The organism is Halobacillus litoralis (assembly GCF_004101865.1).
Classification (GTDB): domain Bacteria; phylum Bacillota; class Bacilli; order Bacillales; family Halobacillaceae; genus Halobacillus; species Halobacillus litoralis_A.
On the sequence record NZ_CP026118.1, the window covers coordinates 2,773,282 to 2,786,031 of the forward strand.

At 42.5% G+C, this 12,750-nt stretch carries 12 protein-coding genes; 6 read left to right on the forward strand and 6 right to left on the reverse strand.

The features are described 5' to 3' along the window. The first annotated feature begins 337 nt into the window (after positions 1 to 337). Positions 338 to 2,002, forward strand: a complete 1,665-nt coding sequence (locus tag HLI_RS13925; RefSeq protein WP_128525527.1) for an ABC1 kinase family protein — start codon at positions 338 to 340, stop codon at positions 2,000 to 2,002. Next, on the forward strand, positions 1,999 to 2,298 hold the full coding sequence (locus HLI_RS13930) for a phasin family protein (protein WP_128525528.1): 300 nt from the start codon (positions 1,999 to 2,001) through the stop codon (positions 2,296 to 2,298). Before HLI_RS13925 ends, HLI_RS13930 begins: the two co-directional genes overlap by 4 nt. Before the next feature lie 69 nt (positions 2,299 to 2,367). Here the strand turns inward: HLI_RS13930 and HLI_RS13935 are convergent, their stop codons facing one another. Next, the gene (locus HLI_RS13935; RefSeq protein WP_128525529.1) at positions 2,368 to 4,065 is read right to left on the reverse strand and encodes a methyl-accepting chemotaxis protein; all 1,698 of its coding nucleotides are present in this window, start codon (positions 4,063 to 4,065) and stop codon (positions 2,368 to 2,370) included. A gap of 746 nt (positions 4,066 to 4,811) precedes the next feature. Next, entirely contained in the window at positions 4,812 to 5,537 is a 726-nt protein-coding gene (locus tag HLI_RS13940; RefSeq protein WP_128525530.1) for a YwaF family protein, read from the reverse strand. Between the two features lie 418 nt (positions 5,538 to 5,955). Between HLI_RS13940 and HLI_RS13950 the strand changes: the two genes are divergently transcribed. From HLI_RS13950 to HLI_RS13960, 3 genes are all read left to right on the forward strand, one after another. Next, complete coding sequence (locus HLI_RS13950) at positions 5,956 to 7,296, forward strand: sodium-dependent transporter (RefSeq protein WP_128525532.1); 1,341 nt, start codon at positions 5,956 to 5,958, stop codon at positions 7,294 to 7,296. Positions 7,297 to 7,525: 229 nt separating this feature from the next. Continuing rightward, positions 7,526 to 7,822 (forward strand): YwdI family protein, encoded by a 297-nt coding sequence (locus HLI_RS13955; RefSeq protein ID WP_128525533.1) that lies wholly within the window; start codon positions 7,526 to 7,528, stop codon positions 7,820 to 7,822. Positions 7,823 to 7,839: 17 nt separating this feature from the next. Next, positions 7,840 to 8,208, forward strand: a complete 369-nt coding sequence (locus HLI_RS13960) for a DUF423 domain-containing protein (RefSeq protein WP_128525534.1) — start codon at positions 7,840 to 7,842, stop codon at positions 8,206 to 8,208. Here HLI_RS13960 and HLI_RS13965 read toward each other — a convergent pair. The 3 genes from HLI_RS13965 to hemQ all read right to left on the reverse strand — a co-directional run bounded on the left by HLI_RS13965 (position 8,205) and on the right by hemQ (position 10,264). Next, entirely contained in the window at positions 8,205 to 8,453 is a 249-nt protein-coding gene (locus HLI_RS13965) for a hypothetical protein (RefSeq protein WP_128525535.1), read from the reverse strand. The two genes, HLI_RS13960 and HLI_RS13965, sit on opposite strands and share 4 nt — an antisense overlap. Before the next feature lie 66 nt (positions 8,454 to 8,519). Beyond that, positions 8,520 to 9,017 carry a spore coat protein GerQ gene (gerQ, locus tag HLI_RS13970; RefSeq protein ID WP_241655858.1) on the reverse strand — a complete coding sequence of 166 codons (498 nt, stop codon included), beginning with the start codon at positions 9,015 to 9,017 and terminating at the stop codon, positions 8,520 to 8,522. A 509-nt stretch (positions 9,018 to 9,526) separates the two neighbouring features. Continuing rightward, a complete protein-coding gene (gene hemQ, locus HLI_RS13975; protein WP_128525536.1) occupies positions 9,527 to 10,264 on the reverse strand; it encodes a hydrogen peroxide-dependent heme synthase in 738 nt (245 codons plus the stop codon). 442 nt (positions 10,265 to 10,706) lie between these two features. Here hemQ and pta point away from each other — a divergent pair, with 442 nt between their 5' ends. Next, a complete protein-coding gene (gene pta, locus HLI_RS13980) occupies positions 10,707 to 11,678 on the forward strand; it encodes a phosphate acetyltransferase (RefSeq protein WP_128525537.1) in 972 nt (323 codons plus the stop codon). 64 nt (positions 11,679 to 11,742) lie between these two features. Here pta and HLI_RS13985 read toward each other — a convergent pair whose 3' ends face one another. Beyond that, entirely contained in the window at positions 11,743 to 12,588 is an 846-nt protein-coding gene (locus tag HLI_RS13985; RefSeq protein WP_128525538.1) for an octanoyl-[GcvH]:protein N-octanoyltransferase, read from the reverse strand. Positions 12,589 to 12,750: the final 162 nt, after the last annotated feature.

A 12,750-nucleotide genomic window follows, 5' to 3' on the forward strand; every position in this document is an offset into this window, starting at 1 on the left:
GATCGGAGAGAGGTGTCCTTCCCTCTCGCAGATCCACGACTTAAGACCTCGAGGGGTTAGGCGCAGAAACTGGACAAAGAAAAAAGTGCAACCGTTCTGGTAGACACGACAAGCATAAGCGAAACTGTGTCGTGGTGAACTTTGCCACAGAACAGTTATGCTTATGACCTCGAGTGTCTCTAAGCTTCTTCGGATTAATTTAATATTTCATAAACCATAGGTCTTTGATGAACACTATCATAGGAGAAGTGAATCGCTGGGTTTTCCGGGTGGTTTTATGATTGATGAATCAGTAATCAGGGAAAGATAGAGGAAGAAGGTGGAAGGGGGACGGAAAATGGGGCATCGTTTGAAATACATAGCACTTTACAGGATATCCGTTATTGTGTGGATGTCTATAAAATTCCTTTTACAAATATTTTGGTTTCATAAGAGACATCGGATTTGGGACCAGGATACTAAAAGAAAGTGGGAAGAGTTGCTTTCAGGGCAGGCAGAAGAGTATCGCAAAAAAGCGGTAGCCCTGGGGGGGCTGCTGATTAAGTTTGGTCAGTTCCTTAGTTCAAGAGGTGATTTACTTCCACAATCGTTTATTAAAGAGTTAGAAGGCCTCGTCGACCGTGTAGAGCCTGTGCCATTTTACCGTTCACGGCAGACGATTGAAGAAGATTGGAACGCCCCGTTAGAAGAACACTTGTCATCAATCGAAGAGAATGCCACAGCTTCAGCTTCTATTGGAGAAGTTTATAAAGGATATCTGAAAGATGGATCTCCTGTTGCGGTGAAAGTGCAGCGTTATCGAGTCAAAGATATCTTCCGTATGGACTTCAAAGCTTTGAAAATCGTATTTTGGCTGCTCGACCGATTTACGGTTTACGGGACAAAAGCTGATTTACAAGCCCTATATCGAGAAGTTGTACGCGTGATAAGTAATGAACTCGATTTTACAATGGAACTTGAAAATGGAAACCATTTCAAAAAGCGTTTTTCCGACTTTTCATCCGTTTACATCCCTGATTACTATAAAGATTTATCGACAAAACGGGTGATTGTGATGGAGTGGATCGAAGGAACCAAAATCACGGATTTATCTTTTATCAAAAAAAATGGCATTGATCGCGAACAGCTTGCCCGCACACTATTCGATTTATGTGTGGAGCAATTTTTATACGCGGGTACTTTCCATTCAGATCCGCATTCTGGTAATTTAATGCTGAAAGCAGATGGGACAATTGTGGTCATCGACTTTGGCATGGTTGGAGAAATAAAGAAAGAGGATGCGAATTCCATCCGTGCGATGATCCAGGGATTCATCCTTGATGATTATGACCGGGTGATAGAAGCTTTGAAAGAAATGGACTTTTTACTCCCTCATGCTGATACTGAACGAGTGAAAGAGTTGCTGAAACAAACGACCGACATGTATTTAGAGGGGAACTTTGACAAGTTGGATGCGCATATGATGAATGATATGCTGGCGGATTTACAGCAGTTCGTCAAAGAGCAGCCCATTCAATTACCTGCAGACTACGCTTTTTTAGGCCGTGCGACTTCGATAATTGTCGGCGTATTGAGCAGTGTATATCCGCAGATAGATTTAATTAAGTGGGGCCGCCCGGTTATTAAAGAATGGATGTCTGGAGAGGATTCGAGCTTTTCGCTTTATAAGGAAGTGGCAAAGGAAACAGCACGTCCGCTCCTGTCTCTGCCCCGTGCATTGATCGAGTATTTAGAAGACGGTGACAAAGAGAGGGAGTGGAAGAGTTATCATCAAAAAAACAAGCTGTTTCATCAATACTATCTTTTCTACACACTTCTTTCCCTTGTCCTTGCAGTTATGGGGGGCTTTGCTCTTTTTTATACGATGATTGTGCCGGTGCTGCCTAGCTTGTGGATTGGTGGCGTGCTTTCGGGTGTTGGTGTAGTTGGGTTTGTTGTGTTTTCGATCAATCATCTAAGGATGCTCAAACGAATTCATCACAATAGGAGGAATGAAGGATGAGTGATTTACTGAAGAAAGGCTTCCATTTAGGACTTGGTGCTGCACTTAGTGGTAAAGAGATGTTTGAGAAAATGGTTAATGAAATGGTTAAACGGGGAGAAATAAGTCCTTCTCAAGCGAAATCGATGGTGAATAATTGGATCACCAAAGGGGAAACGAAGGATAAAGAGTGGAATCATCAAGCGAAAGCCAAAATGCAGGATCAAATGAAAGAGCTTGGTTTTGTATCCAAAGAAGATTATGAAAAGCTTGAAGCAAGAGTCCAGAAGCTTGAGAGCTTACATGAACGACCATAGATGAAAGCCCGATTCCTCGTAAAGTGAAATGGAATCGGGCTTTTATTGTTAAACGATTTATCGTCATTATTATTGTAATTTAAATTTCTTCAATGATTCATCTAAACGTTCAGACATGGCAGCAAGTTCTTGTGCGTGGTGGGAGACATGCTCCATAGAGCTGTTTGTTTGTTGTGTGGAGGCTGTCGTTTCTTCTACCCCTGCCGCTGATTCTTCTGAACTGGATGCTACACTCTCGATCGAATGATTCATAGATGTGGTGTTTTCTTGAATGTCCTCCAGGTTTGTAGAAATGTAGTCAATTCCTTCGACCATCGCTTTGATAGAATCCTGGATAGCATGGAACGTTTCCCCTGTGCGTTGAATTTGGCTTGTCCCTTGTTCTACTTTTTCATAACCATCCTCAAGAGAGTGGGACACATTTTTGGACTCTTGCTGAATGTTTCCTACCATATGAGTGATTTCCCCGACAGAATCAGAAACTTGTTCAGCGAGTTTACGTACTTCATCCGCGACGACTGCAAATCCCCGGCCGTGTTCACCTGCCCTGGCCGCTTCGATAGCAGCATTTAATGCCAACAAGTTCGTTTGCTCAGCAATGTCTCTGATGACATGCACCAGCTTGGAAATCTCCCCTGATTGTTCATCCAAATGATGTACTTTTTTCACAGAGGTCTCCATCACGTGATGAATGGCACGCATCTGCTCGACAGATAGATCCATCAAAGCTTGACCTTCATTGCTTTGTTCCATCACTTTTTGAGATTGATGAGAAACTTTAATTCCTGTTTCATTGGATTCTTCAATTCTGCGAGCTAGTTGATCCATCATCTCTGTCAATGTCGTAGCATCACCTGCCTGTTGTTCTGAAGCGGACGAGAGTTCTTCCATGGTAGCTGCGACTTGTTCGGAAGCTTCCTGAACTTCAGAGGAGGATTGTTGTAGTTCACGGCTCTGGTTATTTACTTTAGTCGATAGGTCTCTGATCTCCGTAATGAGCTGTTGTAGGTTGTATTGCATCAAGGACATAGATGTCGTCAACTGCCCAACTTCATCCTTGTGGTTATCCGATCTTAGTTCATGGTAAAGCTCACCTTCAGATATTTGATCGGCCGCTTTTACTAGTCCCTCCATTCTCTTCCGAATAGAACGATTGACCATCCACATGATGACCGAACCGATCACGAGAGCGAGCAAGCCTGAGCTGATCAGTATCAGTATTGTTTTTTGCAGGTTACTTTGGGTTTCCGTCATTGATTCTCCCATAGCTGTTTCTGCTTGAGTTTGCAACTCACCTAAAGCGTCCACGAGTTCCGCGCGAAGCGTTTGAGTCTCTCGCCTTAAGTCACTGATTTCAGTAGTGTTACTGACATTACCTACTATTTCATCCAAAAATAAAGTATTGATTTGTTCATCCACATCACTGACTGTCTGCATGGTGCTTTCAAGCTCTGTGCCTTTGAAGGTCTCTGTGTACACTTCTTGTAATTCATTGAAACGTGTTCTTTTTTCTTCAAATGATTCAATATGTTCTCTTCTCGGCTCACTTACATAATCGGCGATTCTAATATCCTTTGTTCGAGCCAATGAAGCCATTTCGGCTGTTTCAATTGCAATTTCGCTTCTATCATCTAATTCTTCAACACTTGTTTCTGCGATCTTAAGCTCGTAGTAAGAAATGGCTATTGTAACTGTAAATAAAATAACAGTGAATATGAATGCTGTTGCGTACTTTGCTCCGACGCTTAAATGATTCCATATTTTCATGTGTTTCTCCCCTTAAACTATTCAATTTTCAAGAATGATTATGTACCATGCCTGATCGCCGACCATTTAAGTGTTATATCGGCGAAAACGTTTGGTTTATTAAGAAATGGATATTATATTATAAATAGGAACGGTTGTTATTTGCGACCGGGACAAAAGAATTTTTTCCGCTAGAAAACCCGAACGAAATTTCGTTCGGGTTTTCTTAATGAAGCCATAAATGCATACGCCGCTCCGGCAACATACTTGAGGCCACTGAAAAACACTTTTCAATCTAGAGGAACTGTTAAAGTTTGTTGTTGCTTCTAACGAATCGCTTGTCGGTGGATGCTTGCCGCGGGCACGGCCTCAGCTAACTTGGTCAAGAAAATCACTTGACCAGGTGGATCTTCGACTCGTGCTTTTCCCGCACGTGTCACCACCGAACGCTCATCGTGGAAGCAACGGGGCCTATCTGAAAAAAGTGATTTTCTTTGATTTATATATGTCTCATCGAAGTAAAGAAGCCGAGTTGAAAGATAAAATCGTCCTGCCCGGCCTTTCTTTGATGCATAACTCAGAAAGTTGCAGTTCTTCAGTAGTCTCAACATACTTCACTTTCAGCGGAGACGACCATCTTCCGGGGGCTTCCGCTCGTGCTGTTCTTGCAGGAGGGAGTCTACGTATGTTGCCTACGCTCCATATGATCCACTCCGCCTGTTGATCGTCTTTTCCTGTGGCTGTTAGTGTTTTGTCCCAGGCCCTGCCTATTTTTCATTATTCATTTTATCGGCGAGCTTATAGACAAGCACCATGACTGCAAAAACAAGAAAAGCAGTAACAGCAAGGTTAATATAATAGAAGAAACCATCTCCCATCCAGTCGAGGGGAGTGCCGGTAACCGGAGGACCTTGCAAATACAAATAGTTGGTGCCTGCTATTGTATTGATCAACCCGATGAAGATGCTGTAAACGATCAAATATAAGAAGGTTTCCAACAAGTCTTTCCATGAAATCTTTACAGAGGTAGATACGACCAAAAAAAGACTTGTCCACGAAATAGCCATATGATGTAAGAAAAATTTCCAAAAGCGGAAATGCTCATAGCCATGAAGGAGGTCAGGCGTAATGAGTGCGATCGCTGCTGGGATCGTGCCGATAAAGTATGTGATTTTTATCAATTTGGGTTGGTAAGTGAGCAAAGCGAATGCTCCGAGTAAAGAGGCGATGCCGCACAAATGAAGGGGGAGGTGTTCGCCTGTCCCCCAGATGCCCTTAGTAATGGCCCATGTTTGATAGCTGATTTCGGAAAAAAGCAGTAGACAAAACAATGTCCAGCGTATGAGGGAATGGGTCGCACGGGATTTTTTCAGCAAGTTTGCTGTGCTGAGAATGAAGACGGAGACAATTACAAATAAGGTGAGCATCGTGATGTGACTCTGACCGAATAAAGTGAAAGATTGGTCGATTTGTAAGCTGAACCATGTTTCCATAAAAGCCTCCTAGTGAGTGGACTTAGGCTGTGCTATGATTTTACCATATCATGTTATAGAAAGAGGGTTGGTATGAAAAAGGTCAATTGTTTTCGGTGTCAGTATTTTCGCACAACCTGGAATGCTAATTTTCCAAGAGCTTGTGAAGCGTATGGCTTTAAAACGAAAGAAATACCGTCCGCATTAGTTTTGAAATCTACGGGTACAGAGTGCATGCAATTTGTTGAAAAATCACGGAAAAAGAAGAATCTAGTATCTGGGAACCCCTCCAATATAGATTTTCGACTGTAAATAATATGAAATTTCAGAATATGTATGGACACTGGCCCATTCTGTGGTATGCTGATGAATATTTAATGAACCGACACAGAGAAAAAACGGTTCAAGAGGTTAATGGAGTGAGAGGAGTTGAGTAAATATGGCAAGAGAAAAATGGGGGACGAAGCTTGGGTTTATGTTAGCCGCTATGGGATCTGCGGTTGGACTAGGTAATATTTGGAGGTTCTCCTTCGTAGCAGGGAATAATGGTGGAGGAGCTTTTTTAATACTGTACCTGGCTTTTGTTCTCTTAATTGGTGTTCCTTTGCTTCTGACTGAAGTAAGTATTGGAAGGAAAGCTGAAAGTGATGTGGTCGGTTCCTTTCAAAAATTAGCGCCGCGCACACCATGGTATTTGACAGGTTTCTTCGGTATTGCGAGTGCGTTCTTAATATTGAGTTTTTATGCGGTCGTAGCCGGATGGGCGATTTTCTATCTTTGGAATTATATTAATGGATCTTTCTTTACATCGCCTGAGGTTGGATATGATGGAGCCTTCGGTCAATTTATCAGCCATTCGTGGCATCCGATTGCATGGACGGCCTTTTTCATGATTTTGACGATCGTCATCGTCTTGAGTGGTGTGAAAAAAGGGATTGAAGGAGCGAACAAAATCTTCATGCCGTTGCTGGCGTTGATTTTAATCGGTTTAGCTTTCTTCAGCCTTTCATTAGATGGTGCAGCAGAAGGGGTAAGGTTTCTATTCCAGCCAAATTGGGCCGCGTTCAGTGAACCGTCTATTTATATTGCTGCTTTAGGTCAGGCATTTTTCTCACTCAGCCTGGGAATGGGTGCGATGCTTACCTATGGCAGTTATTTGAGAAAAGAAAACAAGCTGCCGAGTGCCGCACTTGGAATCGGAATCATGGACACATTCTTTGCTATCATTTCAGGGCTTGTAATTTTTCCTGCCGTCTTTGCATTTGGAATTGACCCGAGTTCAGGCCCGCCGCTTGTATTTATTACATTACCAAGTATATTCGAACAAATGCCCTTCGGTGGAATAATCGGCATGGTTTTCTTCTTTGCACTGGTGCTTGCATCACTTTCATCCTCAGTATCCATCCTGGAAGTACCGACAGCCTTTTTCATGAGAATCTTCGGCTGGTCACGCTTCGCAACAAGTGTACTGATGGGTTCCATCATGTTCGTCATGGGGATCGGCGTCTCATTGGGATTTGGAATCTGGTCGGGTGTTACACCAATCGGCGAAAGAAATATTCTTGACTCCATGGATTACATTGCTTCTAATATCTTATTACCACTGGGAGGCTTGTCCATGGCCTTGCTCATGGGATGGTATCTCAAGAGATCTGTTGCATTGGAAGCCACTGATTTGACACATTCTCCTTTGGGAAGTCTTTGGTATTTCATCGTTAAGTTTGTTGCACCGGTGTTAATCCTATTGATCTTCTTGAATAAGATTGGATTATTCTTGTAAAAGAGCGAACCTCGGCAATCCGCCGGGGTTTTCTTTTCGCGAACATTTTTTGAAACATGGATGAACAAAAGGACAGAGTTCTTCCAGTCATGTTAAACTACGACAGAGTACAATTTTACTGCTAGAATCTATAAATCAGTATAGGTAACAAAGAAAGGGAAAGGGCAGCTGATTTCTTTTTATGGGTTATCAATCATGCTTATCTTCCAACTTTAAAGGAGTAAATAAAATGGCAATTACTAACCACAACGTCTTGAAGAAGATGTCCAATGAAATACAAGAAGCCATGCTTCAACATGGAAATGAACAAAAGGTTCGGGAACATGTCCGATCAGTAAAGTTGCTTGCTGATTTGCTGCTTGATCAAGAATCGAATGGGGAGCAATCAGAATCTTCTGTGCAAGAGCCGACCATTGAAGAAATCCGTAAGATGATGGGGGCAGACAATTCACCATCTGAAAAACGGGAGCCGGAAACGAAGGCCGATCATGAAGAGGCGAATGGTTCTTCTATTTTTGATTTTTAAAGAAAGGGTGAAGTGTAATGAAAATATTTTTGGTTTTAGCTGTTTTAAACGGCTTTCTATCTGTAGCCTTAGGGGCATTCGGAGCACATGGACTTGAAGGCAAAGTTTCACAAAAGGGTCTGGAGCAATGGGGGAAAGCCGTTGATTATCAAATGTTCCATACGATGGCCTTGTTCGTTACAGCTTTATTGATGAGCAAAATCCAGACCGGTTTAATGACAGGTGCAGGCTGGTTTTTCTTGATTGGAATCCTCCTGTTTTCCGGAAGCCTTTATATTTATGCTCCTACAGGGATCAAGACGTTCGCCATGATCACCCCTTTAGGCGGGTTGTCATTTTTGATCGGCTGGATCTTGCTTGGATATGCTGTCATCAAACATATTTAAAAGTAGAGGATTGTCGTAAAAAATAAAATGATGACAGCGCGCAGCAGTTGGATCATTCCATTAACCTTCTGCTGCATTTTTATTTCTAACAATGCTTCAAATGCGAAGCTGGCTGCCAATACATAAAACATGAGCAGGATAATCCATTGATGTTCCAGTTGAAACAGTCCGAAGATGGCTAAAAGGACAGCCAGTAACAGGGTGCCTAACTGAGCTTTTTGGTAGTTCTCATAAGGTGGTCGCATCGGTTCACCCTTTTCTTTTAATAGTGAAAAACTCGCTATCGAAATAGCGAGTTTGTTTCATGATTCTCAAGGGCGGGATTGCGCCCCTCCTGAGTTAGCGCCATTGTACGGATAGCTGTAATTGATCTCCTCATCGAAGGTGATGTAATCAAGATAAACCATTAACAGTAAATAACGTTTTCCAGTTTGCGGATCACTCAAAATGATATGGTCTCTTCCTGCTGCTTCTATAATCCCTTTAAAAACCTTCGCATTCCACTGATCATTATTTTCAAATGTCATATATACAGTGGCAGGCTTACCTGCATTCAATCTCAGGATGTTTTCAATGTACGATTGTTCAGAAGGAAGCATATTCGGCGGATTGACGCTGCCACTGGATTGACCCTGTGTCATTTGTGGAAACTGCATACCGCCTTGTTGGGGCTGACCCTGGTTCGCCATCGGTCCAGTAGGATATTGATACATATACGGATTCTGTTGTCCGTAATACGGGGAAGGCATTTGGCCATACATCGGCTGGCCTTGGCCCTGACCTCCCATTTGAGGTTTCTTCTGTGCCAATTGAATCACTCCTTATATAGGATTTAATAAACACGTGGGTAGTCAGAACGGTTGGGTGAGTTCCTTTACATGCGTACTGGTGAAAATATTCTTTTGTGCAGCCTCAAACCCCCTGAACTATGGTAAACCCGCGTAGTATTGACACCAGTCAGGTCAATACGATACATATCTACGCGGTTCACTCCCTTATTGCCGACCATAAGCATGCCTGGCTTCTCTTCTCCTTCAGTTTTCTTGAGTCCCGTCAAGAGCTTGACATCTGCTTTGGTGTAAGGAATAACAACCTCGCTTGTATAAAAGGCATGATTGCATGTTCTTTAACACTATATGTTTACCTCCCGTACAGTTATGATTAAAAATATATACAAGAGTACATCAGAAAAAGAGCGGTCTCTAGAATGTCTGGTGACCGCTCTTCTGAAAAATGGTTGAGGAAGAGGATTAGATTATTTTAGATATTCCCAGACATAAAAAAACAGCCGCTAAGGGTACTTAGCGGCTGTTTGAGTTTAAACATGTAAAAATTGTTCAATCGCAGATGGCTTAAGGATATTTCCGATGTAGAAAGAACCGAAATCACCATAGCGAGAAGTCACTTCATCAAAGCGCATTTCATAAACGAGCTTTTTGAACTGAAGGACATCATGTGCGAATAAGGTGACTCCCCATTCCCAATCATCAAAACCGATGGAACCTGTGATGATTTGACGAATCTTACCAGCATACTGGCGTCCGGTCATACCATGAGCATACATCAGTTTAGCCCGCTCATCTTTTTCCAGGACGTACCAGTTATCGTTGCCCTGCCGACGCTTGTCCATTGGGTAGAAACAAATATGATTCCACTTCGGAAGTGTCGGTTTTAAGCGTGCCTGAATTTCAGGGTCATCTTCATTCGTGTTGCCCATATAGTTTGAAAGCTCAACGACAGAAACGTAAGAATAAGAAGGAGTTGTAAACTCAGCTAATTTCGTCTTGTTAAATGCTGTTTCAATTTCATTCAATTCTTCCATTGTCGGACGAAGAATCATCATCATGAAGTCAGCCTTTTGACCGACAATAGTATATAAAGCATGACTGCCTTCTTTATTTTGTTCCGTTTCTTCCCATCGTCCAATTAACTGATGGAATTCATTAATGGCTTGTTCGCGGTCTTCGGTCGATGCATATTTCCAAGCCGTCCAATCGATGGTACGGAAATCATGCAAACAATACCAGCCGTCCATTGTAATAACTGCTTCTGGCATGGGATCGATCGCTCCTTTTATATTGAAGTGTTGGATAAGAAAACTTTCTCCCTAAATATAACATAATTGAAGATATGGGGGTAATGAAGTGCGGAAAGGCGCTGGTAGTCCTGAAACGCATAAGCAAGGCATTGGAGTGAAGCGTCCTTACTTCACGAAAATGAATGGCTTATGTCGCGAAGGACTGCGCCTAGGAGCCGGCCAAATGAAGTGCGGAAAGGCGCTGGTAGTCCTGAAACGCATAAGCAGGGCATTGAAGTGAAGCGTCTTTACTTCACGAAAATGAATGGCTCAACTTTCAAGGTAAGTAGTATTAACGTAGGACAAATAGGGTAAAGTGAAAGTGAAATCGCTTCAATCATAAATTTTGATTCGAACTACTTTCATTTAAACACAAAACGTCTTATCATATATAACAGAAATGAAAAATGGAGGGTTGAACATGAGTAACCTATTTGATACTTTGAAATCAAAAATTGATGGAAAAGGCAAAAAAGTCGTATTTCCTGAAGCTTTAGATGAACGTATCCTTACAGCGGTAAGTCAACTTGGTGCAGAGGGTATGCTAACACCTGTACTAGTCGGAAATAAAGAAAAAATAGAACAGAAAGCAGCAGGATTGAAGGTCGACATCTCGGCATCAGAAATCCTTGATCCTGCAGATTATGCTGAATTCGATGATATGGTTGCAAGCTTTGTCGAACGACGTAAAGGAAAAGCAACAGAAGAAAAAGCCCGCGAAATCCTGCAAGAGGGTAACTATTTTGGTACCATGCTTGTTTATATGGGGAAAGCAGATGGACTTGTAAGTGGGGCGGTTCACTCTACAGCGGATACAGTACGTCCAGCACTGCAGATCATCAAAACGAAACCTGGCATCAAGAAAACATCCGGTGTATTCGTCATGGTTCGAGATGAAGAGAAGTATGTATTTGCGGACTGCGCGATCAACATTAATCCGGATAGTCAAGACCTTGCTGAGATTGCTCTTGCCAGTGCAGAAACCGCTCAGCTGTTTGATATCAATCCGAAAGTAGCGATGCTGAGCTTCTCTACAAAAGGCTCTGCTGAATCTCCAGAAACAGAAAAGGTGACGGGTGCTCTAGAAATCGCTAAAGAGCAAAACCCTGATCTGTTGATTGATGGTGAATTCCAATTCGACGCAGCTTTTGTCCCTTCTGTAGCGGAGAAGAAAGCTCCGGATTCTCCATTGATAGGAGAAGCGAACACCTTTGTGTTCCCTAGTCTTGAAGCGGGAAATATAGGCTACAAAATTGCACAACGCCTGGGTAACTTTGATGCGGTAGGTCCGGTCTTGCAGGGGCTGAACCAGCCTGTGAACGATCTGTCCCGCGGGTGTAATGCGGATGATGTATATAAGCTTGCCATCATAACAGCTGCCCAATCTGTATAAGAAAACTGTAATATTTTTACGGATCGATTGTGAAATAGATACATGTAAAAAGCGCTCAGAAACCTCATTCCTCGAGGTTTTCGAGCGCTTTTTCATTTCGTTTTATCATTTGTTCAAATCGTTTGTTGAACCATTCAATTTCTTCTCCTTCAAGGGGCGCCGTCACAATCTGATCAGAAAGCTCATGGATTTTTATTAAAATCCGGTCACGTACTTCAGCGACGGTCAAATGGACCCCCAGCAATTCGTTCAGAGAGGCCATCACAGAAGGATCGATAGCAGGGTAGGTAAAACGTGTATCCTGCTCGCGTTTTCCTATTTCATAGAATCGTTTTAAAAGGGCAGCCCGCTCACGACCACTCCCGCTCACATCCAAGTAAATCTGGACAGCAGAGCCGTTTTTCACCCTTCTTTGAGAAATACCTGCGAATTTACGGCCATCTATACTCAAATCATAAGTGCCAGGGCAATACGACTGGGTGATTTCATATGCCTTTATCTGATCAGTCAAATCTTCAAATAAATATTGGATGAAAGTGACCATCGCATCATATCCATCATGAATGTTCACTTGTTTAGAGTCAGGGAAGATGAAGGATAAGTTCAGGACGCCTTCATCTAACACGACAGCTAAACCTCCTGAGTTCCGTACGATGACTTCATATCCTTGAGACTTCAAAAAATTGATGCCGTCCTGGATATAAGGAAGTCTTGCGTCAGGTATGCCGAGCACAATTGTATTATGGTGCACCCATAATCTAGCGGTTGTCGGGCTCATGCGCTCACCGACAGAAATAGACAAGGCATCATCCATGGCGAAAGACTGCAACGCGGAGAAACCAGGTCCGAGGTTGCTTTGGTCGATGAAGCGATAGGTTTGGGGTTTTAATAAATCGTGAATTGTACTCATAGTTTCCTTTTCTCCTTTTTTACATTCAGCACACTTCATTATATCAAAAGTTGTCTGTTGCATGAATGTCTGATCGTCTGTAAAATCTTCTAGTAGAATAATAATTCGAATAAACACATTTAGAAAAGCTTATAGACAGGCACTAGATGGATGATTTGTCAT